24 protein-coding genes and 1 other annotated feature are annotated in these 24,866 nt (G+C 40.1%); of the genes, 18 read left to right on the top strand and 6 right to left on the bottom strand.

Annotated features, from left to right (window positions below):
* Positions 1 to 79: 79 nt before the first annotated feature.
* From EDC45_RS04835 to EDC45_RS04810, 6 genes are all read right to left on the bottom strand, one after another.
* Positions 80 to 715: an energy-coupling factor ABC transporter ATP-binding protein gene (locus EDC45_RS04835; protein WP_133544033.1), complete on the bottom strand. Its 636-nt coding sequence runs from the start codon at positions 713 to 715 to the stop codon at positions 80 to 82.
* Complete coding sequence (locus EDC45_RS04830) at positions 712 to 1,410, bottom strand: energy-coupling factor transporter transmembrane component T family protein (protein ID WP_133544031.1); 699 nt, start codon at positions 1,408 to 1,410, stop codon at positions 712 to 714. The genes EDC45_RS04835 and EDC45_RS04830 overlap by 4 nt, the downstream gene beginning before the upstream one ends.
* A complete protein-coding gene (gene cbiM / locus EDC45_RS04825) occupies positions 1,407 to 2,033 on the bottom strand; it encodes a cobalt transporter CbiM (RefSeq protein ID WP_133544029.1) in 627 nt (208 codons plus the stop codon). The genes EDC45_RS04830 and cbiM overlap by 4 nt, the downstream gene beginning before the upstream one ends.
* A gap of 1 nt (position 2,034) precedes the next feature.
* Positions 2,035 to 2,511, bottom strand: coding sequence for a carboxypeptidase regulatory-like domain-containing protein (locus tag EDC45_RS04820; protein WP_133544027.1), 477 nt, complete (start codon positions 2,509 to 2,511; stop codon positions 2,035 to 2,037).
* The gene (locus EDC45_RS04815; protein ID WP_133544025.1) at positions 2,511 to 3,197 is read right to left on the bottom strand and encodes a DUF4198 domain-containing protein; all 687 of its coding nucleotides are present in this window, start codon (positions 3,195 to 3,197) and stop codon (positions 2,511 to 2,513) included. The genes EDC45_RS04820 and EDC45_RS04815 overlap by 1 nt, the downstream gene beginning before the upstream one ends.
* A gap of 155 nt (positions 3,198 to 3,352) precedes the next feature.
* Positions 3,353 to 4,045, bottom strand: a complete 693-nt coding sequence (locus tag EDC45_RS04810) for a YggS family pyridoxal phosphate-dependent enzyme (protein ID WP_133544023.1) — start codon at positions 4,043 to 4,045, stop codon at positions 3,353 to 3,355.
* 182 nt (positions 4,046 to 4,227) lie between these two features.
* Positions 4,228 to 4,346: a sequence feature (Thr leader region), on the top strand.
* 45 nt (positions 4,347 to 4,391) lie between these two features.
* On the opposite strand from EDC45_RS04810, the gene thrA reads away from it, so the two are divergent.
* From thrA to metK, 18 genes are all read left to right on the top strand, one after another.
* On the top strand, positions 4,392 to 6,839 hold the full coding sequence (gene thrA / locus EDC45_RS04805; protein WP_133544021.1) for a bifunctional aspartate kinase/homoserine dehydrogenase I: 2,448 nt from the start codon (positions 4,392 to 4,394) through the stop codon (positions 6,837 to 6,839).
* Positions 6,840 to 6,850: 11 nt separating this feature from the next.
* On the top strand, positions 6,851 to 7,795 hold the full coding sequence (thrB, locus tag EDC45_RS04800; RefSeq protein WP_133544019.1) for a homoserine kinase: 945 nt from the start codon (positions 6,851 to 6,853) through the stop codon (positions 7,793 to 7,795).
* A 24-nt stretch (positions 7,796 to 7,819) separates the two neighbouring features.
* Positions 7,820 to 9,106: a threonine synthase gene (thrC, locus tag EDC45_RS04795; protein WP_133544017.1), complete on the top strand. Its 1,287-nt coding sequence runs from the start codon at positions 7,820 to 7,822 to the stop codon at positions 9,104 to 9,106.
* 476 nt (positions 9,107 to 9,582) lie between these two features.
* Positions 9,583 to 11,022: an undecaprenyl-phosphate galactose phosphotransferase WbaP gene (gene wbaP / locus EDC45_RS04790; protein WP_243728767.1), complete on the top strand. Its 1,440-nt coding sequence runs from the start codon at positions 9,583 to 9,585 to the stop codon at positions 11,020 to 11,022.
* A 3-nt stretch (positions 11,023 to 11,025) separates the two neighbouring features.
* The gene (gene rfbB, locus EDC45_RS04785) at positions 11,026 to 12,030 is read left to right on the top strand and encodes a dTDP-glucose 4,6-dehydratase (protein WP_133544015.1); all 1,005 of its coding nucleotides are present in this window, start codon (positions 11,026 to 11,028) and stop codon (positions 12,028 to 12,030) included.
* Positions 12,031 to 12,139: 109 nt separating this feature from the next.
* Positions 12,140 to 12,919: an ABC transporter permease gene (locus EDC45_RS04780; protein WP_133544013.1), complete on the top strand. Its 780-nt coding sequence runs from the start codon at positions 12,140 to 12,142 to the stop codon at positions 12,917 to 12,919.
* The gene (locus tag EDC45_RS04775; protein WP_133544500.1) at positions 12,919 to 13,647 is read left to right on the top strand and encodes an ABC transporter ATP-binding protein; all 729 of its coding nucleotides are present in this window, start codon (positions 12,919 to 12,921) and stop codon (positions 13,645 to 13,647) included. The genes EDC45_RS04780 and EDC45_RS04775 overlap by 1 nt, the downstream gene beginning before the upstream one ends.
* Before the next feature lie 9 nt (positions 13,648 to 13,656).
* Positions 13,657 to 14,604 (top strand): hypothetical protein, encoded by a 948-nt coding sequence (locus EDC45_RS04770; RefSeq protein WP_166635109.1) that lies wholly within the window; start codon positions 13,657 to 13,659, stop codon positions 14,602 to 14,604.
* A 76-nt stretch (positions 14,605 to 14,680) separates the two neighbouring features.
* On the top strand, positions 14,681 to 15,922 hold the full coding sequence (locus tag EDC45_RS04765) for a hypothetical protein (protein ID WP_133544009.1): 1,242 nt from the start codon (positions 14,681 to 14,683) through the stop codon (positions 15,920 to 15,922).
* Positions 15,923 to 15,932: 10 nt separating this feature from the next.
* Positions 15,933 to 16,643, top strand: coding sequence for a glycosyltransferase family 2 protein (locus tag EDC45_RS04760; protein WP_133544007.1), 711 nt, complete (start codon positions 15,933 to 15,935; stop codon positions 16,641 to 16,643).
* Between the two features lie 14 nt (positions 16,644 to 16,657).
* Entirely contained in the window at positions 16,658 to 17,041 is a 384-nt protein-coding gene (locus EDC45_RS04755) for an HAD-IIIC family phosphatase (protein ID WP_424960661.1), read from the top strand.
* Positions 17,028 to 18,593 carry a protein kinase family protein gene (locus EDC45_RS04750; protein ID WP_133544004.1) on the top strand — a complete coding sequence of 522 codons (1,566 nt, stop codon included), beginning with the start codon at positions 17,028 to 17,030 and terminating at the stop codon, positions 18,591 to 18,593. The genes EDC45_RS04755 and EDC45_RS04750 overlap by 14 nt, the downstream gene beginning before the upstream one ends.
* Positions 18,590 to 19,741 (top strand): UDP-galactopyranose mutase, encoded by a 1,152-nt coding sequence (gene glf / locus EDC45_RS04745; protein ID WP_133544498.1) that lies wholly within the window; start codon positions 18,590 to 18,592, stop codon positions 19,739 to 19,741. Before EDC45_RS04750 ends, glf begins: the two co-directional genes overlap by 4 nt.
* 152 nt (positions 19,742 to 19,893) lie before the next feature.
* On the top strand, positions 19,894 to 20,823 hold the full coding sequence (locus EDC45_RS04740; RefSeq protein ID WP_133544002.1) for a glycosyltransferase: 930 nt from the start codon (positions 19,894 to 19,896) through the stop codon (positions 20,821 to 20,823).
* A gap of 3 nt (positions 20,824 to 20,826) precedes the next feature.
* The gene (locus EDC45_RS04735; RefSeq protein ID WP_133544000.1) at positions 20,827 to 21,594 is read left to right on the top strand and encodes a DUF4422 domain-containing protein; all 768 of its coding nucleotides are present in this window, start codon (positions 20,827 to 20,829) and stop codon (positions 21,592 to 21,594) included.
* Positions 21,595 to 21,680: 86 nt separating this feature from the next.
* Positions 21,681 to 22,988: an aminopeptidase PepB gene (pepB, locus tag EDC45_RS04730; RefSeq protein WP_133543998.1), complete on the top strand. Its 1,308-nt coding sequence runs from the start codon at positions 21,681 to 21,683 to the stop codon at positions 22,986 to 22,988.
* Positions 22,989 to 23,007: 19 nt separating this feature from the next.
* Positions 23,008 to 23,436: a nucleoside-diphosphate kinase gene (ndk, locus tag EDC45_RS04725; RefSeq protein WP_133543996.1), complete on the top strand. Its 429-nt coding sequence runs from the start codon at positions 23,008 to 23,010 to the stop codon at positions 23,434 to 23,436.
* Between the two features lie 241 nt (positions 23,437 to 23,677).
* Complete coding sequence (gene metK, locus EDC45_RS04720) at positions 23,678 to 24,829, top strand: methionine adenosyltransferase (protein ID WP_133543994.1); 1,152 nt, start codon at positions 23,678 to 23,680, stop codon at positions 24,827 to 24,829.
* Positions 24,830 to 24,866 lie beyond the last annotated feature (37 nt).

Raw genomic sequence — 24,866 nt, 5'->3', positions numbered from 1 at the left:
TATTACCGAGAAACAAAAATCCACTGTCGGCAGTGGATTTTTTTATGTCTGCTGTTGGCGGCAGACTATTATCGAGGGATTAGCGGTGCTTTTCTAAGGATAGGATTTGATGCGCCATGCGTGCAGTAAATAGCTGATCATGAGAGGCGATTAGCATAGGTAAATGGAGCTCGATTAAAAGAGCGGTCATTTTTTCGATATTTTTACTGTCCAGCCCGTTTGTGGGTTCGTCCAGAAAAAGTGCGGAGGGGTTCATGGCCAGTACGCCGGCCAGCGCAGTAAAGTTTTTTTCGCCGCCCGACAGCAGATTTACCGGGCGGTTTTTTAAATGCGCGATATCCAGAGCTTCCACTGCTTTTAGCGCGGCGGCATAGGCCTCTGTTTGGCTTAATCCCAGATTGAGGGGACCAAAAGCGACATCGTCCAATACTGTCGGGCCGAACAGTTGATCTTCAGGGTTCTGAAAGCAGAGGCCGATTTTGCCGCGAAAAGGGCTGAAATCCACTTCACTTTTGCAAGGCGTACCGAATAATAGAATTTCTCCGTGCTGAAAAGGGACGAATCCGAGTAAGCAATGCAGCAAAGTAGATTTTCCGCAGCCGATTTCGCCCTGTAAAAACAGGCGTTGGTCGGATTCCAAGCGAAAGCTCAGATTCTCAATAATTGGTCGTCCGTTGAGGGCGATGCTGAGTTCCTTAACCTTTAATATATTCATTGATAGCCAATCCAGATAATCAGTAAAACGGCGGTCAGCACTTCAAAATATTTGCGCAGGGGTGCAGCAGCTACCTTATGTTCCGACTCGAAACGAAAAGCTCGCGCCTTTAATGCCATTTCGCTTTTTTCGATGCGAATAAAAGCATGAATCAGCAACAGGGCCACTCTCTGCGCACTGATACGGAATGTATGTCGGTTAAAACCCGGTCGGTACCCCCGTGCGCGCATGGCGGTTAGTATTTTGCGATTGGTATCGCCAAGTAGGGCAATATAGCGGACGGTTAGAATAAACAAGCGAATCAGTTTATGCGGCAGCGGTAAACGGGCAATAGCTTGTACCAACAGCGTATCGTTAATATCCAGCAGAAATAGCCATACGCTGAATAAAATCAGATTCATGCGCAGACAAATCAGAAGCGCGGTTTGCATACCGGGTTCGTTGATGGTTATGCCCTGCGGACCGATTTTCCAGCTTAGGGTCAGCCAGATCAATAGGCTGAAACTGTTTAGGGACAGCCAGCGCCGAAAATAATCGGCCCGATTTTTGCCGCGACGCTGGAGAATCAGCCCCAGTAACAGGAGGAAAAACAGGTTAAGTCCCGCTAACAGGCCGCTATGTTGGAGCGCACTGATTAGCAGACCGAAGGTAAAGGCGTAGATCAGACGCAGGTGGGGTTGCCATAAGCGATTCATACAGAGGTTTCCGGTTGCGGGCGTAACAAAATATGCGGGTACATTTTTGCCAAGGTAACTATTACCGCGCTGCTGATCAGTGCATCTACAATAAATACCGGTAAATGGGAAATCAGCAACAAAAAGATTAAATCATAGTAATCCTTGCCACCGTCGAAAGCGAGTAGCGCCGAAGCCAGTAAGGCCGCGCCTCCGACCCCGATAATTCCGGCCAAAGCACCGATTAGCGCCAGTTTTGCCTTGGCATTCCCTCCGTGCAAAGCTCGACCTAATAAATAATGGACCAGTACCGCCGGTAGCGCCATAATGCATAGATTAACTCCGAGTACGGCAAATCCCCCGAAGGAGAAAAATAACACCTGCAGCAATAAAGCGATCAGAAAGGCCGGAAAGACGGACCAACCGAGAAATAAGCCGGCCATACCGTTTAAAATCAGATGTACGCTGCCGATGCCTACCGGAATATGAATGGTACCGGCAACGAAAAAGGCGGCGGCAAATAGTGCGGTTAAGGGCAGGCGTGCATATTCGGTTTTACGCAGACCGATGCTAAGCCCGATTATCGCCGTAACGGCACCGATAATTAATGTCTGGCTGTGCAATACGCCTTCGGATAAATGCATATTATGATTTTTCCTGTTTTTTCCGTCCGGCCTTTAAGCCGAAAAGTAACCCGGCAATACCGACGATATAGCCGATACCGCCCAGAATATCGCGCAGGTAAATTTTATCTTTCAGATGATTAATATCTTCCCGCAGTAACAGCAATTCATTGCCGCGGTTGCTGTCCGCCGCTTCGATTTTCTCGGCAACGGTGGTGGCGCGATGGCCCTCGGCTCCTTCGATAACCACTTCAAATACGGCATCACCCTGAACCGGTAGGCGAAATTCGCCTTTTTCATCGGTTTTTCCGAATACCGCAGGCTCTTTTTCGCCGCGGCGATAGGCTTCGATATAGGTTTCCCGCGCCGGTGTCATATCGGAATAATAGGATTTTCCGCTGATTTGCCGTCCGTCGTATTGGGCGAATAAATACAGACTGTGAGCTGCGACGCCCTGACTGAATAAGCAAAGTGCGGTTAAAAAAAGACTTTTTTTCATTAGTTCAGCTCAAAGCTCAGTAAATATTCGATGCTGCGGACGTCGTAATCCGGATTGTTGCTGACTTTTTGCTTGAATTCGGCCCAGACTTTATTCGCACCTTGGGTCGGAGTAAATTCGGCAATGCCTTTTTCATCACTTAGATTAAAGGCTTGATCTTCACCCAGTCCCACTTTAATTCCCTGAACCGGTTTGCCGTTTTGCAAAACCAGAATGGATAATGGTTTGCCGACCTGCGGCTGAGATTGAGGAATCAATTCGAAGGCCGTACCCTGAGTTTTAAAGGCCTGCTCGTCCCATTTTAAAATGGCTTTTCCCATTTTTACCGGGTTGGTGCTTTCTAGCGCGGTGGGTTCTTGCGCTTTGGTTTTTTCTACGTATTTACCGCTCGGCAATTTAGACCAGACGCCGTTGTCGAATTCAATCAATACCAGCGAATTATTATTCGCATTGAAATAAGCCTCTCCGTTTTTAAAATTGTAGTTGGCTGCCGTGTTTTCGCCTTTATGGCTGATCAACTGCACGGATTTCAGTTTGCTCGCTGCATAGGTTTCCGTTTCGGTATGACCGAATTTAACCACATAATGTTGATTTTCACCTGCTACCGGTTCTACCCAGACATTATGAGCATGGGCGGAAAAGCTGAAAAGAGCGGTTAAAATCAGGCAAGTTTTTTTATTGAACATGGGATTTCCTTACATCAGATGAAAAGATATCGGCATGATAAAACCTGAAGTTACTTTAGGGGCAAGAAAAATAATCAAAAAAAATCAGCGGAAAAACATTTTTTTAACCCAGATCAATTTTGTTAGACTATTGCGTGATTTTTACCGCACTCGGCTTAGCTTCGCTGGCCAAAAATAGCGCTACCGATTCGAACCATGGTTGAACCGCAGCGGATGGCGGTCGCCATATCGTCGCTCATACCCATGGAAAGCGTATCGATATTTTGTGTCGGATAAGCCTGTTGCAGGCGCTGGAATAATTTCGCCATAGCATCAAATGCGGCGATTTGCATATGCTGATCCCGAGTTGCGGCGGGTATTGCCATTAAACCGCGTAAACAGAGATTCGGCATTGTAACTATATGTTGCGCCAAGCTAAGCATTTGGCTCGGCGGAATTCCCGACTTTGAGGATTCATCGCTGATATTAATCTGGATCAGAACATTTAGCGGCGCTTTATGAGGCGGGCGTTGTTCGTTTAGACGGGAGGCAATTTTTACCCGATCCAGGGTTTGCATCCAGTCGAAATGCTCGGCGACCGCCCGGGTTTTATTGGATTGCAGCGGCCCGATAAAATGCCATTGGGGGCGGATTCCCAGCTGTTGTAGCGCAAGAATTTTTTCTACCCCTTCTTGTACGTAATTTTCGCCGAAGGCGGTTTGCCCTTGCTGATAGGCGGCCAGAATCGCTTCTATGGGCTTGGTTTTGGAAACCGCCAGTAATTTGACCGCACTTTTTTCTCTGTCGGCCAGGCGACAGTTTTCTTCGATTAATAGGTTTATACGGTTAAGATTTTCTGCAACTGACATTTTTTTCTTTTGTTTTCTTTGGGGGCTGATTAAATCAATGGCGCTATTTTACATCAATCAATGATTATTTTATAAAAACTTTGCTTTTTTGTTTTATTTTTTTATTTTCCGTTTGACAACTTTTGAAATTTTCGGTATTTGTTACACATTCGTTTTTAAAACTGAAAAAATTATGCAAAGCAGCACTATTATTACCACCGCTATTATGATGACCATTACGATGATGATTAATGGGGCGGGTTAGTGCAGCATAAATAAACGTAATAAAACCCGCATTTATCCGAATGCGGGTTTTTTTATCGAATTTTTACTATTCACAACATAATACAATAAATCGGAGAACAATATGCGAGTACTTAAATTTGGCGGCACTTCTTTAGCCAATCCCGAACGCTTTCTGCAAGCGGCAGGTCTGATAGAGCAATCTCATCGGCTGGAACAGTCCGCTGGGGTATTATCCGCCCCGGCCAAAATAACCAATCACCTTGTCGCCCTTTCCGAAAAAGCCTGCTTAAATCAAAATACCGATTCCCACTTCAGCGAAGCCCTTGAGATTTTTTACAATATCATTAACGGATTACATGCTAAAAACGCTAAATTTGATTTGGCAGGTACAAAGGCCTTAATTGATGCCGAATTTAACCAGATTGCCGGTTTGTTGGCGGATATTCGCGCCCAGGGAAAACTGGAAGACCGAGTAAAAGCCAGCATTGATTGCCGCGGGGAGAAACTATCCATTGCGATGATGAAAGCTTGGTTTGAAGCATGCGGTTACGAGGTGAGCTTAATTAATCCGGTTGAAATGCTGCTGGCGCGCGGCAGCTATCTGGAATCATCCGTGGATATTGCTAAATCAAGCGAACGCATCTCCGCACTGAGTATTCCGCGGGAGAATATTGTGTTGATGGCAGGTTTTACCGCTGGTAACGAACAGGGGGAACTGGTGCTGTTGGGACGTAACGGCTCGGATTATTCGGCGGCCTGTTTGGCGGCCTGTTTAAATGCCAGCGTCTGTGAAATCTGGACCGATGTGGACGGCGTATTTACCTGTGATCCTCGTTTAGTGGCAGATGCCCGTCTGTTGCCTAGTCTGTCTTATCGCGAAGCCATGGAGTTGTCTTATTTCGGTGCCAAAGTAATTCATCCTCGTACTATCGGCCCTTTGGTTCAGCCCGGTATTCCCTGCTTGATCAAAAACACGGCGAACCCGGCCGCCCCCGGTTCTGTGATTGACGGTCAGGTACAGGAAGGCGAATTAGAGGTGAAAGGGATCACCAATCTGGATAATGTTTGTATGTTTAATGTGTCCGGGCCGGGTATGCAGGGTATGGTAGGTATGGCGGCAAGGGTGTTTTCTACCATGTCGAATGCCGGCGTATCGGTCATTTTAATTACACAGTCTTCTTCCGAATACAGTATTAGTTTTTGTGTGCCGACCAAGTTGGCGGATAAGGCCAGAAAAGCACTGGAAAGCGAGTTTGCTAAAGAACTGGCGGAGGAATTGTTGGAGCCGATCGAGGTTATCGCCGATCTTTCCATTATTTCCGTGGTCGGAGACGGAATGCGACAGGCGAAGGGTATTGCTGCGCGTTTCTTCTCGGCCTTGGCACAGGCAAATATCAGCATTGTGGCTATTGCTCAGGGCTCGTCCGAACGTTCCATTTCTGCCGTAGTGGCGCAGAATAAAGCGATTGAAGCGGTTAGAGCGACCCATCAGCGTTTATTCAATAATAAGAAAGTCGTAGATATGTTTTTGGTGGGGGTCGGCGGCGTCGGCGCAGAATTAATCGAGCAGATTAAGCATCAGAAAAATTATCTGGCGAAAAAAGATATTGAAATACGAGTTTGCGCCTTGGCAAATTCAAATAAGATGTTATTGAATGAAAACGGTTTGGAGCTGGAAAACTGGAAGGAGGATTTGGAAAATGCCACTCAGCCTTCCGATTTTGATGTATTGCTTTCCTTTATTAAGCTGCATCATGTGGTAAATCCGGTATTTGTAGACTGTACTTCGGCGGAGAGCGTTTCCGGTTTATATGCTCGTGCGCTGAACGAAGGATTCCATGTGGTAACCCCGAATAAGAAGGCCAATACGCGCGAAATGCAGTATTATAACGAACTGCGTGAGAATGCACTGAAAAACCAGCGTAAGTTTTTGTATGATACGAATGTAGGCGCCGGTTTGCCGGTTATTGAAAATTTACAAAATTTACTTGCCGCCGGCGATGATGTGTTACGTTTTTCCGGGATTCTGTCCGGTTCGCTATCCTTTATTTTCGGCAAACTGGAAGAAGGGTTTTCTATTTCGGAAGCCACTGCGCTGGCGCGTGAAAAAGGGTTTACCGAACCGGATCCGCGCGAAGATTTATCCGGCCAGGATGTTGCCCGCAAATTATTGATTTTGGCGCGTGAAACCGGTTTATCGCTTGAGCTGGAAGAGGTTGAGGTGGAAAGTGTATTGCCTGCGGGTTTTGCCGAGGGTAAAAGTATTGCGGAATTTATGACGCTGCTACCGTCCTTGGACGAAGCTTTCCGTTTGCGTATTGAGAAAGCTAAATCTCAGGGTAAGGTTTTACGCTATGTAGGGCAAATAGAAGAAGGTAAATGTAAGGTATCCATCGTTGAAGTAGATGAAGATGATCCGCTGTATAAGGTGAAAAACGGGGAAAACGCGCTGGCATTTTATACCCGTTATTATCAGCCGATTCCGTTACTGCTACGTGGCTACGGCGCCGGTAATGCGGTTACGGCGGCAGGTATTTTTGCGGATATTTTACGTACTCTGGAAAATTAATGGGATCAGCCATGTTAAGAATATATGCACCGGCCTCTAGCGCCAATATCAGTGTAGGCTTTGATACTTTGGGGGCGGCAGTTTCCCCCATTGACGGTTCATTACTGGGCGATGTGGTTCAGATTGAAGCGATTAACAGCGGCTTTGAGTTGGAAAGCGCCGGTTATTTTGTACGTAAATTACCGAAAGAACCGCAAAAAAATATTGTTTATCAGGCTTATGTATTATTCAGCGAACGCTTGAAACTGCGTGGTGTGAAAGTGAAAGGGCTGCGTCTGACCTTGGAGAAAAATATGCCGATCGGTTCCGGATTAGGTTCCAGCGCCTGCTCCATTGTTGCCGCATTAACGGCACTGAATACTTTTCATCAGGAACCCTTTTCCAAAATGGAGCTACTGGAAATGATGGGCGAGCTGGAAGGACGAATTTCCGGTTCCATTCATTATGATAACGTGGCTCCCTGCTATTTGGGCGGCGTACAGTTGATGGTGCAATCTCTGGGCAATATCAGCCAGCGTTTACCGTTTTTTGATAATTGGTATTGGGTGTTGGCTTATCCGGGAATAGAAGTATCTACTGCTGAAGCTCGAGCAATTCTGCCTAAAACCTATACTCGGCAGGATGTTATTGCGCAGGGACGTCATCTGGGCAGTTTTGTCCATGCTTGCCATACCGCACAGGAAGCATTGGCGGCTTATATGATGAAAGATGTGGTGGCGGAGCCTTATCGAGAAGCTCTGCTGCCGAATTTCGCCGAAGTTAAACAGGCGGTGCGTGATCTCGGCGCACTGGCAAGCGGTATTTCCGGCTCCGGTCCGACCATGTTCTCCATCGCACCGGATTTAATTACCGCGACTAAGTTAAGTACTTATCTGGAAAACCATTATTTACAGAACAATGAAGGTTTCGTGCATATCTGTAAAGTGGATAATCAGGGAGCGCGGGAATTAGGCTAATTTTTTGACATAACAGGATACAGAATGAATTTATACAACATCAAACACCCGGAAGAACAAGTAAATTTTGCCCAGGCGGTACGGCAGGGGCTGGGTAAGGACCAAGGATTATTCTTCCCGCAAAATATACCGCAGTTTTCCGCTGCGGAGATTGAACATTTACTGGCATTACCCTTAGTTGAACGCAGTCAGAAAATTCTGGGGGCGCTAATAGGTACGGAGATTCCTGCGGAAACACTAAATACAATGGTAGAAAAAGCTTTCAGCTTTCCTGCTCCGGTGGTAAAAGCGGAAGCGGGGATTTATGCGCTGGAGCTGTTCCACGGCCCGACTCTGGCATTTAAAGATTTTGGCGGTCGCTTTATGGCACAGGCTTTAGCAGCGGTGCGCGGTAAGGGTAAAATTACGATTTTGACTGCAACCTCCGGCGATACCGGCGCAGCGGTGGCTCATGCTTTCTATGGCTTGGAAAATATTGATGTAGTGATTTTATATCCTCAGGGTAAAATTAGCCCGTTGCAGGAAAAACTGTTTTGTACCCTTGGTGGAAATATTCGCACCCTTGCGATCAAAGGGGACTTCGATGCCTGTCAGGCTTTGGTTAAACAAGCCTTTGATGATGAGGAATTACGCCGTAGCATAGGGTTGAATTCTGCAAATTCTATCAATATCAGCCGCTTGCTGGCACAGGTTTGTTATTATTTTGAAGCTGCGGCACAATTGGAAAAGACCGAACGTGAAAATTTAGTGGTATCCGTACCGAGTGGGAACTTCGGCAATCTGACCGCCGGCCTAATCGCTAAATCTTTAGGTTTACCGATAAAACGCTTTATTGCAGCGACGAATGCCAATGATACGGTACCGCGCTATTTAAACGGCGGAGAATGGTCGCCGCAGGCAACGGTAGCTACATTGTCTAATGCTATGGATGTCAGTCGGCCGAATAACTGGCCGCGTGTGGAAGAATTGTTTAAACGTAACCGCTGGCCTCTGAGCGATTTACATTCCGCAGCTGTTAGCGATGAACAAACGGAACAAACGTTACGTTCTATGTATGCACTCGGTTATCTCTGCGAACCCCATGGTGCCGTGGCATACCGGGTGTTGAAACAGGATCTGCAAGCGGGGGAAACCGGTTTATTCCTATGTACCGCCCATCCGGCCAAATTTAAAGAAAGCGTGGAAGGAATTCTGAATATTGAATTACCGCTACCGCAAGCATTGGCCGAGCATGCCCGTCGACCGTTATTATCCGAGGTTATGGAAAATGATTTTAGCCTATTGCGTGGGTATTTGTTGGGTATAGACTAATACCGCGAATTCTATGTATAAAAATAATAAGCCTGAATCTACAATTCAGGCTTATTATTTTATCGCTTTATATGAGGCGGATGGCTGTATTCTTGCGGGGATAATTTTGGAGTATGCCCTCGTTTTCTTCTTCGGCGCTAGTCTAGATAAGGCGTTTAAAAATTTTTTGATAAAAAATATATTATTTTTCTAATTTTGATTAGCGTTATATTTTTAATATTAGCGGCGTGAAAATGCTAACTTATTAATAATAAAGTATGTTTTTTGTGATTTGATTATGTTTGAATTATTTTGATAATAGTTATTATTTATATTTGTTGTTTTTGGGATGAGATAAATATAATTGTATTTAGCGTCGGTTCTGATTAGAATGACCGATAGTTTTAAGCGAGTGATGTCGGTTCTCAGGCTCGCTTTGTTTTTATACGCCTTTTGTGGATAATTTGCACTGAGAACGTGAAATAAGCATTTATATTATGATGATAAGAAAAAACAGCATAATAAGACATCTATCCTATAAACCCTTACTGGCGTTTAATGACTTATTTTGGATATTTTTTTCTTTTATCATCGCTCTGTGGTTATTGGGTTCTGAAGAGAGCATCCTCGAATTATATTTGCCTTATACCCAGTTGGATCAACGTTTTTTTATTCATGCGTTTATCGCTTTTGTCGGCGTCTTATGGTTCTGGGTGAGGCTGCGGCATTACACTTATCGTAAACCCTTCTGGTTTGAATTGAAGGAAATCATCCGTACTCTGGCTATTCTCGCTATTGTTGAACTGTCAATAATTGCTTTTGCAAAATTGTATTTTTCCCGCTATTTATGGATTTCTGCTTGGAGTATTGCACTAATATTGGTACCCTGCGGGCGCTTTTTGTTGAAGTGGTTTTTGCTGAAAATTAAAGTATATTCGCGCAGCACAATAATTATCGGCGGCGGGCCAAACGCTTTAGATGCTTACCGGGCACTTACGGAAGAGCGTTATTTGGGCTTGGATATCCGTTTTTTTATCACTTCAGAAAAGCATTCTGAAGTTTCTTGCTTGCATATTCCCATATTAAATTCAAATAGAAAATATGCGTTAGATTTGCTTTCTAAGCGTAATATTCAATTTATTATTGCCTTAGAAGAAGATGAAATAGAAGAACGGGATAAGTGGTTAAGATTTTTTTCTAAAAGAAATTATCGCTTCGTATCTATTATCCCCAGCTTACGCGGCTTGCCCTTATACGGGACGGATATGTCCTTTCTATTCAGCCATGATTTGATTTTACTCAGGGTAAAGAATAATCTTGCTAAACGTACTTCCCGGGCGGTAAAACGAATTTTTGATATTAGCGGCGCTATATGCCTTATAGTATTGCTTTCTCCTTTATTGCTTACCTTATATGTATTGATTGGCAGAGATGGCGGTCATGCTATTTATGGACATAAGAGAATTGGAAAAAACGGAAAACCTTTTAAGTGTTTCAAATTCCGTTCAATGGTACTCAATGCGGAAGAGGTTTTACATAGATTGCTGGAGGCTGATCCTAAGGCTAAAGAAGAATGGGAAAAAGATTTTAAATTAAAGCAAGATCCCAGAATCACCCGATTGGGGCATTTGTTACGTAAAACCAGTCTAGATGAGCTTCCGCAATTATTTAACGTAATTAAGGGAGATATGAGTTTAGTCGGACCGAGGCCTATCGTTGAAGAGGAATTAGAACGTTATTGTGGTGATGTAGAATATTATTTGATGACGCGGCCGGGAATGACAGGATTATGGCAAGTGAGCGGACGTAATAATGTAGATTATGAAAGCAGGGTATATTTTGATGCCTGGTATGTTAAAAACTGGTCGCTCTGGACAGATATCGTGATTCTATGTAAGACGGTGAATGTGGTATTAAAACGTTACGGTGCTTATTAGAAAATGAAGGTGTTAATTACCGGTGGTGCGGGTTTTATCGGTTCTGCCGTCATTCGCTATATAATCAATCATACTCAGGCTCAGGTCATTAATATTGACAAATTAACCTATGCCGGAAATTTAGATGCATTGCAATCGGTTTCACAGCATCCGCGTTATAAATTTGAACAGATTGATATTTGTGATCAACAGGCACTCAATAGGGTATTTGCACAATATTGTCCCGATGCAGTGATGCATTTGGCGGCAGAAAGTCATGTGGATCGGTCGATAGATAATGCGGCGGAGTTTATTTATACCAATATTGTCGGCACTTACAATTTACTTGAGGTTGTGCGTAAATACTGGAACGGGCTCGGTGGAAAAAAGAAAGAAAGATTCCGTTTCCATCACGTTTCGACCGATGAAGTATATGGTGATTTTGGAGAGGGTAAAGAACTTTGCTGTGAAAAAACACCATATATGCCAAGTAGCCCGTATTCAGCTTCTAAAGCTTCTTCCGATCATCTCGTGCGCGCTTGGCATAGGACTTATGGGTTGCCTATTATAATAACGAATAGTACTAATACTTACGGCCCCTTTCAGCATTCAGAAAAATTTATTCCGGTGATTATTTTAAATGCGGCAATCGGAAAAAAAATTCCGGTTTATGGGGATGGAATGCAATGCCGAGATTGGCTTTATGTTGAAGATCATGCGAAAGCCTTATATAAAGTGCTTATTGAAGGAAGAATTGGTGAAAGCTATAATATCGGCGCCCATAATGAAAAAAACAATCTTGATGTAGTAAAAGAAATTTGCCGTGTTATGGAAGTACTATTGCCAAATAAGCCCAGGGGAATAGATAAATATACGGATTTGATTACTTTTATAACAGATCGACCGGGACACGATAGACGCTATGCTATAGATGCGAGTAAAATATGCCATGAGCTCGGGTGGATGCCCGAAATAACTTTTGAGTCCGGCATACTTGCCACGGTTAGCTGGTATCTTAACAATAAGTGAAATAAAGTATTTATCGGATAATATTTTATTGAAATTTTAAGTAATATGTGACAAGGATGAACGGAATGAAAAATACTAAACCAATTTAATAAAATTTAGAGATTTTAAAATGTTAGGAAAACTAAAACGTTTTTTAGCCTTTGATGAGTTACTTAAGCAATTAATTATTCGTGATATTAAATTAAAATATCGACGTAGCTATCTAGGTTATTTATGGAGTATTCTGAACCCTCTAATGTTAATGGCTGTATTAGTCGTTGTCTTTTCTAATTTATTCCGCTTTGATATTCCGAATTTTCCCCTCTATCTAATTTCAGGTCAGGTTATCTTTAACTTTATGGTTGAAGCTACCAATATGTCTGTAGGTTCCATTATAGGTAATAGTGCATTACTTAAAAAAACCTATGTTCCTAAATATATTTTTACTTTATCTAAAGTCGGAAGTTCTTTAGTTAACTTATTATTCTCATTAGGCGCTTTGGTATTGGTAATGATTTTTACTGGTGCGGAGTTTTCATGGAATTTACTGTTTTTTCCCTTTGTGCTGTTACAGGTTTTTATTTTCAGTATGGGAATAGGATTATTCTTGGCCGCCGCTACGGTTTTCTTTCGTGATATTCAATATCTGTGGGGGGTGTTTGTTTCCATGTGGATGTATTTAACACCATTATTTTATCCGGTTTCTATTATTCCTGAAGAATATCAACAACTTTATAAAAGCGCCAATCCCATGTACTGGTATATAGAACAATTTAGAGATATGGTTCAGTATGCAAAATTTCCTGATATTAATTCAATTTTTATGGGAACGCTACTTGCTATAGTTATTCTCGCCCTTGGTGCTTGGTACTTTAATAAAAAACAGGATGAATTTATTTTATACATATGATGGATAGCAATATTGTAATAAAAGTAACTGACGCTACCGTACGTTTTAACAAGGCGACGGAAAGCTATAACGGTTTGAAAGAATACGTTATAAAAATGCTAAAAGGCGAATTAATGTTCCAAGAATTTTTAGCATTAAAAGACGTAAATCTAGAAATTCGTAAAGGCGAATCCTGGGGTTTAATTGGAACCAATGGTTCCGGAAAATCCACATTACTTAAATTAATTTGCGGTATTTTAAAGCCTTATAAAGGAAGAGTAGAGGTAAAAGGATCAATTGCTCCTTTAATTGAATTGGGGGCCGGCTTCGATCCGGAATTGACCGCTAGAGAAAATATTTATCTCAATGGCGCTGTATTAGGGCATAAAAAAGCTTTTATGCAGCAGCATTTTAATGAAATTATTGAATTTGCTGAATTAGAGGAGTTTATTGACGTTCCATTAAAAAATTTCTCATCGGGCATGGCGGCACGTCTGGGATTTGCGATTGCAACAATTGTAAAACCGGATATTTTAATTGTTGATGAAGTGCTTGCTGTTGGCGATGCGGCATTTCAGGAAAAATGTAAAAAAAGGATGGAAAAAATGCTAGAAGGGGGAACTACATTACTATTTGTTTCTCACTCTATCGAGCAAGTAAAAGAGCTTTGTAAAAATATAGTTTGGATTGATAAGGGAAATGTCAGAGCTTGCGGTAAGGCAGAAGATATAATTCCATTATATGATTAATATTTGTTTATGATTTATATATCTATACCTGTTCATGAAAAGCCTGAAGTTATTGCTGACCAGATGCATAACTTTAAAAAGTATTTTCCTGAAGCTAGAGTTATTTTACATCTATCTAAATGTGCTGAATTTTCAATATCGGAATTAGAGTTTTATTTAAATTCACAAGGGGTAGATAATGCTAAGGTTAACCCTATTCAATTTCAAACTAAGTGGGGAAGTATTATTCAAGCTCACTTAGAAAATATTCGATATATAATTACATTAGGAGATGCGGAAAAAATTATTTTTCACTCATCAAATGATATGTTTGTAAAAAAAGGTATTGTTGAATATATTAAAGATAAAAAATATCTTTTTCAAACGCGAAAATGTACTGCTGATTCATTATGGTGGGTGGCAAGAAGATCTGTTAAAGATGAAAATATATGGAAGTATTTTCAGGGAAGTATATATGCTTCACAAATAGAAGGTTCCATGTATAGTATGGAGTTATTAAAATCTCTTATTGATGAGATAGATTATCAAAGATTGAATTTAGGTGCAGAAATTTTTTATCCTCAAGAAGAAGTTATATTTTCTTCTTTTGCTTATAAAAAAGGTATAAAAGCAGATGGATTTCCTTATGTATATTCAGAAATTCATCAGTTTGATCGAATATTTTTCTACTATATACAAAAGTATAAGATTTTATTTAATTCGAATCTAATTATAACTAAATTTTTCAAAAGAGTCTTAGAGAAATTTTTAAAAAAATATTCAAACTATAGGATAAGTGTAGATATTATTAATGATATTATTTTTGATAGACCAGCGTTATCTAATACTTGTTATTTGAATGATGGTAATTCTCTGACTTGGAAAATTTATGAAGTTAGATGCTTATTTAGTGTAAAGAGAGTAGAACGAGAGTTATCAAACCTGATAAGGGAGTTTATAAGAAGACTGAGAGTGTAATTATACTAGATTTTTAATTTTATAAGATGTCTAAGGATTCCTTAACAATATTAAATATTTAAGAGTACTATAATTTATGAGAAGAGCAATAATAACCCCAACATTTCAACCACATTTCAAATTTGTAAAAAAATTTTTAGATAGCGCAATTGAATACCTTGTTGATCCTGAAAATGTTACATTTTTTTTCACAGTATCAGAATCTGATTTTGATAAAATTTCTGTCATTCTAGAACAATACAAAAGTAAATTAAAAATAGAAGTTATTGTTTTTGAAAGATTATTAGAAAGATTTAATTTGAAGTATTCAGATAAAAAACTATTATTTAAATACGGAAAATTTTCGTATCAAACATTAAAGAAATTTTATACTATGCTTTACATTGAGTATGATCAGATGCTAGTGCTAGATTCCGAGTCAATGTTTATTAGGAAGGTCCGAATAAGTAATTTATTTGACTTATTTTTCAATAATCCATTTATAACTATTTGTGAGCTTGATTATTTACCAAAAACAGGGTGGTTTAAGCAAAAAGTAATGGAGAATATATCTTTGGTTCTTAGCAAGGAGGCTTTTGATAATAAACTAGAAAAAACTGAAATGGTTAAAAAGTATGATAATATATGGCCATTGGAAAATTTCGTTTGGTTCTATGATAAAAATATTCTAAATGATATGTTCAATGATTTAGGGGATCCATTATCAGTCGTAGATTATATATATCAAAATGCACCTAGTGAAAATAGAGAGCAAGGATGTTTTGAAATTTGTTTATATCAAACTTATATTTATAAAAACAATAAAAAGTATAATTATTCTATTTTTAAAACTGGAGAAATATTGAATTCTTCTTTTGGTAATAATCCTAAATTATATGACAAATATGAGGAATTATATTATCGATTATGGCAAGGTGAATTTGGGATTCTCGAAATGGTAATGTGTTTATTAACAGAAAATAATACAAGAGAATTAGCAGAGAGTTTGAAAAAGTATAATTTTTCAATTATAAGGTGTGATTTTACTAACTTATCAAATTATAAATATCAGAAAGAATTTTTAGATATAGTGAAACCATCTATCCTAGCTGCATCTCAAGGGCACATTTGGGGGGTTAATAATAATTTACGTACTAAAATATGGAATTTATTAGTATTTAATAGTGCTTTTGCCAGATATATATATCGTGATCTTAAGAATATATTTAGACCATTTAAACCATTTTTCTATTGGCTACGTAGTTTTTACTATATAGGAAAACACTCATGCTTGTGGGCTTATCAGCTTGCAACTAACTTAAACATTTTAAAAAAATAATAGGATTTCTATGTTTATAATTCCAATGGCTGGATTGAGTTCTCGATTCTTTAAAGCTGGATATTCAAAGCCAAAATATCAACTAGACTTAAATGGTGAAAGTGTTTTCTCCTGGTCTGTGAAATCTTTCGAGAATTATTTTAAAACGGATAAATTTATATTTATTTATCGTGATGTGTATGAAACAAAGAACTTCTTAGAACAGGAGATAAAAAAACTTGGAATTTTAGATTATGAATTAGTATGTTTACCGGCAGAAACATTAGGACAAGCGGATACGGTTTATCAAGGTATTTCTCATTTAATCCAAGATGAAGAGATTTATATTTTCAATATTGACTCTAGAATTATTCGTTTTACTAAACCTGAATGGGTAAAAGATTGTGATGGTTATTTAGAAGTGTTTAAAGGAAAAGGAGATCATTGGTCTTTTGCAAAACCAGCGGGAAATTCTAAACGGGTTATTCAAACAACGGAGAAAGAGCGTATTTCTGATCTATGTAGTGATGGCTTATATTATTTTAAGAAAAAATCTACATTTGAGAAACTATTTCTTGCAGCAAAAGAGAAAGGCAATACGGCAAAAAATGAATATTATATAGCTCCGCTATATAATGAGATTATTACTCAGGGAGCAATTGTTTTCTATGATTTAATTGAGAATGAGCAGATTTTGTTCTGTGGTACACCTAATGAATATCTTGATTTATTAAATAAGTAAGGAGTATTAATATAATGCGATTAATTATGGATCTTGATAATACGATTACGTTAACAGAGAACGGTGATTATAAGAATGCAAAACCAATTGAAGCTGTAGTAGAAAAATTAAGAGAATATAAAGCCAGAGGTTTTGAAATTGTAATTAGTTCCAGTCGTAATATGAGAACCTATAAAGGTAATGTAGGTAAAATAAATATTCATACTTTACCAGTTATTATAGAATGGTTAGACCGCCATAATGTTCCTTATGATGAAATTTATGTAGGGAAACCCTGGTGTGGGCATGATGGTTTCTATGTGGATGATAGAGCATTACGTCCGGATGAGTTTGTGAAGTTAAGCTATGAAGAAATTCGTAAATTAACAAAAATGGATGGTGAATATGATTCTAATTAATTCTGCTGATTATGTAAATATTGAATTTCGTAATGAATTTGGGGCGATTCCTCCCTGTTTTCTTCCTATTGGGAATAGAAAGCTATTAACTTATCAAGTGGCAGCGTTACGTGAAAGTTTTGGTCCTAATCAACGTATTGTTGTATCTTTACCGAAAGACTATATATTAAGTATTGATGAAAAATTCCTGCTTGAACGTTTAAATATTCAATTTGTATTAGTCCCTGAAGGTATTTCTTTAGGGATGGCAGTTTTGTATGTATTAAATACCGTTGGATTTGATGGTGAAGTGTTACGTTTATTGCATGGTGACACATTACTTAATACTTTTCCTCAGGAGAAAGACTGTATTGCATTAGCGAAAACAGAAGATGAATATGGATGGGAATTTGAACACCAAACAGATAAAAAACTAGTTTGGTGTGGTTATTTTTCATTTACATCTACACAACGATTTATTCGGGCTTTAGCCACAACACAAGGTGATTTTTCTAAATCAGTACAGCTTTATGCTAGCGAAGAAGCAACATTACAATATAGAGAAGTTGATAACTGGTATGATCTTGGCCATATCAATACTTATTTTCGCTCTCGTTCTGCTATTACAACACAACGAGCCTTTAATTCATTAAAAATTGAAAATGGTGTAGTGTGGAAATCGGGAACCCCTTCAAGAAAAATTGAAGCTGAAGCTCATTGGTTTGAGAACTTACCGGCCGTTTTAAAACGTTTTACCCCACAACTTATTCAAGCCGGTAAAACAGAACAAGGCAATCCATTTTATGAAACGGAATATTTACCGTTTCTTCCATTAAATGAGATCTTTGTTCATGGTAAAAACTCCGTGGGTTTTTGGGAAAATATTTTGAATCTTATTGCCCTTTATATGAGTGAGTCAAGAAAATGTTTTCCTGCCGAGAATACTGAATTAGCACAAAAAATTCATGAAGATTCAATCGCACTTTATGCGGATAAAACCTATGCTCGCTTGGAATCTTATGCCAAACATCAAGGCATAGATTTGGATAGACCTGTTAGATACGATGGCCAACAGTTACCAAGTTTACGTGAAATAGCGAAGATTTGTATTGATAAAACACTTGAATTACCGGAAGTTTTAACCATAAGCCATGGCGATTTATGTTTTAGCAATATTATGTTTGATTCTCGCAGTAATAGTATAAAGGTTATAGATCCTAGAGGATTAAATATTAAGCAAGAACTGACGATTTACGGTAATCAAACTTATGACTTAGCAAAACTTTGCCATTCATTTATTGGTCTTTATGATTTTATTATCGCCGATTCATTTACATTAGAAAAATCAGAAGAATTAGGAGTTAAGTTACATTTTAATTTGGATTCCAGATTAAAAGATGTTCAACAAATGTTTATGGCAAAACAATTGCTACCAAATGTTACAAATCAAGATATTATTGCCCCGACAATTTTATTATTCTTATCTATGATTCCTTTGCATTTTGATAAGCCTAAACGTCAGGAAGCAATGCTAGCAAATGCATTAAGACTTTATATCAATTGGCTAAAATGAAAAATTTTTTATTAGTCGGCGCCGGTTTCTCTAATGCTGTTATTGCTCGTGAACTGGCTGAACAAGGCCATCGGGTAACCGTTATTGATCAGCGTAATCATGTTGCCGGTAACTGCCATTCTGAGCGCGATTCAGAAACTGATGTTATGGTGCATATTTACGGACCGCATATTTTTCATACGGATAATGAGCGGGTATGGAATTATATTAATCGGTTTGGTGAGTGGATGCCCTTTATTAATCGGGTAAAAACCATTAGCCAAGGAGCAGTATATTCGCTACCTATTAATTTACACACAATTAATCAGTTTTTTGGTAAAACCTGTTCACCAGCGGAAGCGAAATTGTTAATCGAAAGTCAAGCGGATATGTCGATTAGCGATCCGCAGACTTTTGAAGAACAAGCAATGCGTTTTGTAGGTAAAGATTTATATAAAGCTTTTTTCTATGGCTATACTAAAAAACAATGGGGTGTAGAACCAAAAGAATTGCCTGCAAGTATTTTAAAGCGCTTACCGGTTCGCTTTAATTACGATGATAATTATTTTGCACATAAATACCAGGGAATGCCAAAAGAAGGTTATACGGCTATTGTAAAAAATATCCTAAATCATCCTAATATAGAAGTACGCTTAAATACTGCGTTTTCACAAGATATGAAGGCGAAATTTGACCATATTTTCTGGTCAGGACCGCTTGATGCTTATTTTGATTTTGAATTAGGTCGTCTAGGGTACCGCACATTAGATTTTGAGGTGTTCCGTGCGGAAGGAGATTATCAGGGAAATGCGGTTATTAACTATGGCGATGAAAATGTACCATATACCCGTATTTCCGAGCATAAGCATTTTGCTCCTTGGGAACAGCATGCAAAAACTATTTGCTATCGGGAATTTAGTCGTTTATGTGAAGAGAAAGATATTCCGTATTATCCGATTCGTTTAGTTAAAGATAAAGCTTTATTGAAACAATATGTGGATAAAGCAAATAAGGAAACGCAAGTAACCTTTGTCGGCCGTTTAGGTACCTATCGTTATTTGGATATGGATGTAACGATCAAAGAGGCATTAGAAACCGCTGAACATATAAAAGAAGCTCTTGCTTCGAATCAAGTTCTGGCACCTTTTTATGTAAATATGGATGTATAAAATATAGATAAGTTCTATTTGATAATAGATTGCTTATTTTCATGTTAATAACTGGTAGAAGTGCGGTTGGATTTTATTAGATTTTTAGAGAAATTTAATAGTCGCCGCACTTTTTATATAGTTGATATTATATCAATATTTTGAGAGAACTTATGGGTAAAAAAACAGTATGTGCGGTTGTCGTTACTTATAATCGTAAAAATTTATTGCTAAATTGTCTTAACGCACTGAAAGCACAAAGTTATCCGTTAGAGCATATTATTGTTGTCGATAATGCCAGTCAGGATGGCACTGTTGATTTTTTATCTGAACATGGCTGGGTTAGCGGTGTTAGTGAGAAATTTTCTCTTATAAGTTTAGCGAATAACCAAGGAGGGGCGGGCGGTTTCTATGCGGGAATTGAGTTTGCTTATCAACGGGGATTTGATTATATTTGGTTAATGGATGATGATGGCTATCCTTCAAATGATAGTTTAGCTCAGCTTATTCCTTATTGCTCTGATGATTGTTATATTGGGCCGATTGTTCTGGACTCTCAGACAAAAAATAAATTAAGCTTCTCTTTACGTTTACCCGCGAGTATTGATGTTATTGATTTTTACTCTAAAATTCCTCAGTCTTATAGGGAGGAAAATATCATTAAAGATATCGTGTTACCTTTTAACGGAACATTGATATCATCAAAATTAGTTCAGAAAATGGGATTGCCGCATAGAGAATATTTTATCTGGGGAGATGAACGGGAATATACAATTCGAGCCAAAAAACATCAAGCGAATATATTGACTGTAGTCAGTGCCATTTTTTATCATCCGGCGGATAGTTCGTCTTCCACCCCGATGTTTTTTAATAAGTTACGCTTTAATAATGCAAATTCCAATTTAAAGTTATATTGTTTTTGTCGTAATTCCATAGCGCTGTTTAGCGAGCATTATGGGATACATTATAGTTTAGCCTTCTGGCTGAAAACGACCTGGTTCTTCTCTTTTACACAGCCTGATTTGGCGAAATTAAAATTTACCTGGCGTGCTATGTGGCACGGATTACGTAAAGACTTTAGCCATCACAAGGAATATTTATAACTTATGGCAAATATCAAAGTATTAATTGCAATACATAAAGATTATGCGTTTCCTAAGGATGATTGTTACTATCCTATTCAAGTAGGAAAAACTATTAGCCATCTTGATTTAGGCATATTAGATGATGAGCAAGGTAATAATATCTCCCATAAAAATAATTCTTTTTGTGAATTGACCGCACTTTACTGGGCATGGAAAAATAATTTTTTTGCTGATTCGGATTATGTAGGCTTAGTTCATTATCGCCGTTATTTTAAAGGTAAAGAGCTGGTTTTAAAGGGCAAGCAAATTGCAGGGGAATCGGAATTACTTAGTATGATAAAAGGTTTCGATTGTATCCTTCCTAAAAAACGAAATTACTATATAGAAACCGTATATGACCATTATAAACATGCACATTATGAACATGATCTTGAGCTTACCAAACAGATTCTAGAAGAAAGCTATCCTGATTATTTACCGGCTTACCATAAGCTGATGTCCGGTAAAACCTTACATCTTTATAATATGTTTATAATGCGTACGGAATCAGTCGATAAATATTGTCAATGGTTATTTGATATTTTATTTGAGCTTGAAAAAAGAGTCGATATAAAAAATTATGATAATTACCAGAAACGCGTCTTCGGTTTTATTGCAGAACGCCTTTTTAATATTTGGTTGATCCATAATCAGATTAAAATTAAAGAGATACCGGTGGTATCTATTGAGAGTGAAAATCTTTTATTAAAAGGGATTGGCTTAATAAAACGAAAATTCTTACGTAAATAAGAAACTTTTCATTTTCCTGTTCTTTTTTTTATCGCTCTAAGCTATCATACCCTCCGTTTTTAACCTTTCTGTAACAGGATATTGTTATGCAAATTACACTTTCGCTGACCCCGGCACAGGCGGGCTGGGGTAAAAACGCTTTGATTTCTTTTGCCGATAATAAAGCGGTGATTCATATTGCTCATGACGGCGATTATATTTCCGTTCAGAAAGCGGCGCGTAAGCTGCGCGGGCAGGGGATCCATGAAGCGGAATTGTCCGGTGAATATTGGGAACTGGAAACTTGCTGGGCTTTTTATCAGGGCTTTTATTCGGCAAAACAGGATTATTCCGTTGAGTTTCCGGAGTTGGGCGAAGCGCATGAAGAGTTACTTGCGCGGATTAGCTGTGCGGATTTCGTGCGGGAGATTACCAATCAGCCTTCTTCCTTGATTACGCCGCTGGAATTGGCGCGGCGCTCGGCAGATTTTATTTTGCGTCAGGCCGAAACCTACGCGGATAAAAGTGCGGTGGATTTTTCCATTATTTCCGGGCGAGATTTGCATGAACAGGGCTATCAGGGGATCTGGCAGGTAGGCAAAGGGTCGGCGCATCCGCCGGCGATGTTGCAGCTGGATTTCAACCCGGGCGGTAAAGCGGATACGCCGGTATTTGCCTGCCTGGTAGGTAAAGGTATCACTTTTGACAGCGGCGGTTACAGTATTAAGCCGAGTAACAGTATGGACAGTATGCGTTCGGATATGGGCGGCGCCGCTTTATTAACCGGCGCCTTGGGACTGGCCATTGCTCACGGATTAAAGTGTCGGGTGAAGCTTTATCTCTGCTGTGCGGAAAATATGGTTAGTAGCAGTGCGTTTAAACTGGGCGATATTATCCGTTATCAAAACGGCGTAACTGTTGAGGTGCTGAATACCGATGCGGAAGGGCGTTTAGTTTTGGCCGACGGCTTAATCGAAGCGGACGGGCAACAAGCGCAATTTATTATTGATGCCGCCACTTTAACCGGTGCGGCAAAAGTGGCGGTAGGTAACGATTATCATTCGGTCTTATCTATGGACGAAGAGTTGATCGCCGATTTATTCCATGCCGCCAAAGAAGAGCAGGAACCTTTCTGGCGCTTACCCTTTGAGCCTTTCCACCGGAACCAGATTAATTCTTCCTTTGCCGATATTGCCAATGTAGGTTCCGTTCCTGTAGGTGCAGGTGCAAGCACCGCAACGGCATTCTTATCTTATTTTGTCAAGGATTATCGCCGGCACTGGTTGCATATTGACTGTTCGGCCACCTTCCGGAAATCAGCGGGAGAATTATGGGCGGCGGGAGCAACAGGTTTAGGGGTACGCACCCTGGCGAATTTATTGGTAACCAAAGCTCATGCCAAAACAGAAGGATAACAATAATGAGGATAAATTTATGGCTTTAGAACAAACATTATCAATTATTAAACCCGATGCGGTTAAGCGTGATTTAATCGGCCGGATTCTTGCCCGTTTTGAAGCCGAGGGGTTTCGCATTGTAGCAGCAAAAATGCTGCATTTAAGCGAAGCACAGGCGCAGGGATTTTATGCCGAGCATGAAGGCAAGGCTTTTTTTGCCGGGTTGGTGGATTATATGACCTCCGCCCCGATTATGGTAACTGTATTGGAAAAAGAAAATGCCATAGGGGATTATCGCACTCTTATCGGTGCTACCAATCCGGAAGAAGCGGCTCCGGGGACGATTCGGCGGGATTTCGCACTTAGCAAAACTCAGAATTCGGTGCACGGTTCCGATGGTCCGTCCAGTGCCGAACGTGAAATCGCTTATTTTTTTGCCGAATCGGAAATTTGTCCGAGAGACTGAAGCGGATATTTTGCACATAGCAAAATAATATGGGCTGAAGCCTGTCGGATTCAGGGGCTCCTTCTGCTTTAACTATTGGCCGGAGGTGTTTTCCTTGTTCGTGCGTAAAATTTTGCTTAGCCCTTTTTTTACGTTTTGGCGGTCAGCCAAGGCTATAAGGGTGAGTAATTAGTCGTTGAGTTTTAGTTAAAAAAGCGTATTATAGCCGTCTATACTTCTAAATGACTGTAAAAGGAACATTATGTCAAGTTATCTATTTACTTCCGAATCCGTTTCTGAAGGGCATCCGGACAAAATTGCCGATCAGATTTCCGATGCCGTTCTGGACGAAATTCTAAAACAGGATCCGAAAGCGCGCGTTGCTTGCGAAACCTATGTGAAAACCGGTATGGCTCTGGTGGGGGGAGAAATTACTACTTCCGCCTGGGTGGATATTGAAAATCTGGCCCGCCAGGTTATCTGCGATATCGGCTATACCAGTTCCGATATGGGCTTCGACGGCCATTCCTGTGCGGTATTAAACGCTATCGGCAAACAATCCTCCGATATTAATCAGGGGGTGGATCGTGAAAGTCCGTTGGAACAGGGCGCCGGCGATCAGGGAATTATGTTCGGCTATGCCACCGACGAAACCGAGGTATTGATGCCGGCGGCAATCACCTATGCCCATCGTTTAATGGAGCGTCAGGCACAGGTCCGGAAATCGGGCGTACTGAATTGGTTGCGTCCCGATGCTAAAAGCCAGCTAACCCTGAAATATGAAAATAATAAAATTGTCGGTATTGATGCGGTGGTGCTTTCCACTCAGCATGCGGACAGCGTTAGCCAGAAAGAGGTACATGAAGGGGTGATGGAAGAAATTATCAAACCCGTATTGCCGCAGGCCTGGCTGAATAAAGACACCAAATACTTTATTAACCCTACCGGACGTTTTGTTATCGGCGGCCCTATGGGAGATTGCGGTCTGACCGGACGTAAAATCATCGTGGATACCTATGGCGGTGCGGCACGTCATGGCGGCGGAGCTTTTTCCGGCAAGGATCCTTCTAAAGTGGATCGCTCTGCAGCTTATGCGGCGCGCTACGTGGCGAAAAATATCGTTGCGGCGGGATTGGCCGCCCGTTGTGAAATTCAGCTTTCTTATGCCATCGGCGTAGCGGAGCCGACCTCTATTATGATCGATACCTTCGGCAGCGGTAAAGTCAGCAATGAATTATTGGTTAAACTGGTACGCGAACATTTTGATTTACGCCCGTACGGTTTAATTAAAATGCTTGACCTGATTCAGCCGATCTATCGTCAAACCGCCGCTTACGGACATTTCGGACGGGAACAGTTCCCTTGGGAAAAAACCGATCGCGCCGAATTGTTACGTTCGGCCGCTGGTTTCTGATAACCTCTCGACGGCACCTTAAGGTGCCGTTTTTGTT

Origin of the sequence: Mesocricetibacter intestinalis (assembly GCF_004363295.1) — a bacterium.
Lineage (GTDB): Bacteria > Pseudomonadota > Gammaproteobacteria > Enterobacterales > Pasteurellaceae > Mesocricetibacter > Mesocricetibacter intestinalis.
Note: the sequence above shows the minus strand (reverse complement) of the source record. Positions and strands in the feature narration are given on the sequence as shown.

Coding starts and splice junctions, on each gene's coding strand:
- thrC (WP_133544017.1), top strand. CDS start 7,820: ATGAATTTATACAACATCAAACACCCGGAAGAACAAGTAAATTTTGCC.
- ndk (WP_133543996.1), top strand. CDS start 23,008: ATGGCTTTAGAACAAACATTATCAATTATTAAACCCGATGCGGTTAAG.
- EDC45_RS04835 (WP_133544033.1), bottom strand. CDS start 715: ATGAATATATTAAAGGTTAAGGAACTCAGCATCGCCCTCAACGGACGA.
- wbaP (WP_243728767.1), top strand. CDS start 9,583: ATGATGATAAGAAAAAACAGCATAATAAGACATCTATCCTATAAACCC.
- EDC45_RS04740 (WP_133544002.1), top strand. CDS start 19,894: ATGGGTAAAAAAACAGTATGTGCGGTTGTCGTTACTTATAATCGTAAA.
- glf (WP_133544498.1), top strand. CDS start 18,590: ATGAAAAATTTTTTATTAGTCGGCGCCGGTTTCTCTAATGCTGTTATT.
- EDC45_RS04770 (WP_166635109.1), top strand. CDS start 13,657: ATGATTTATATATCTATACCTGTTCATGAAAAGCCTGAAGTTATTGCT.
- EDC45_RS04830 (WP_133544031.1), bottom strand. CDS start 1,410: ATGAATCGCTTATGGCAACCCCACCTGCGTCTGATCTACGCCTTTACC.
- pepB (WP_133543998.1), top strand. CDS start 21,681: ATGCAAATTACACTTTCGCTGACCCCGGCACAGGCGGGCTGGGGTAAA.
- EDC45_RS04815 (WP_133544025.1), bottom strand. CDS start 3,197: ATGTTCAATAAAAAAACTTGCCTGATTTTAACCGCTCTTTTCAGCTTT.
- cbiM (WP_133544029.1), bottom strand. CDS start 2,033: ATGCATTTATCCGAAGGCGTATTGCACAGCCAGACATTAATTATCGGT.
- EDC45_RS04750 (WP_133544004.1), top strand. CDS start 17,028: ATGATTCTAATTAATTCTGCTGATTATGTAAATATTGAATTTCGTAAT.
- EDC45_RS04765 (WP_133544009.1), top strand. CDS start 14,681: ATGAGAAGAGCAATAATAACCCCAACATTTCAACCACATTTCAAATTT.
- rfbB (WP_133544015.1), top strand. CDS start 11,026: ATGAAGGTGTTAATTACCGGTGGTGCGGGTTTTATCGGTTCTGCCGTC.
- thrB (WP_133544019.1), top strand. CDS start 6,851: ATGTTAAGAATATATGCACCGGCCTCTAGCGCCAATATCAGTGTAGGC.
- metK (WP_133543994.1), top strand. CDS start 23,678: ATGTCAAGTTATCTATTTACTTCCGAATCCGTTTCTGAAGGGCATCCG.
- thrA (WP_133544021.1), top strand. CDS start 4,392: ATGCGAGTACTTAAATTTGGCGGCACTTCTTTAGCCAATCCCGAACGC.
- EDC45_RS04755 (WP_424960661.1), top strand. CDS start 16,658: ATGCGATTAATTATGGATCTTGATAATACGATTACGTTAACAGAGAAC.
- EDC45_RS04810 (WP_133544023.1), bottom strand. CDS start 4,045: ATGTCAGTTGCAGAAAATCTTAACCGTATAAACCTATTAATCGAAGAA.
- EDC45_RS04775 (WP_133544500.1), top strand. CDS start 12,919: ATGGATAGCAATATTGTAATAAAAGTAACTGACGCTACCGTACGTTTT.
- EDC45_RS04760 (WP_133544007.1), top strand. CDS start 15,933: ATGTTTATAATTCCAATGGCTGGATTGAGTTCTCGATTCTTTAAAGCT.
- EDC45_RS04780 (WP_133544013.1), top strand. CDS start 12,140: ATGTTAGGAAAACTAAAACGTTTTTTAGCCTTTGATGAGTTACTTAAG.
- EDC45_RS04735 (WP_133544000.1), top strand. CDS start 20,827: ATGGCAAATATCAAAGTATTAATTGCAATACATAAAGATTATGCGTTT.
- EDC45_RS04820 (WP_133544027.1), bottom strand. CDS start 2,511: ATGAAAAAAAGTCTTTTTTTAACCGCACTTTGCTTATTCAGTCAGGGC.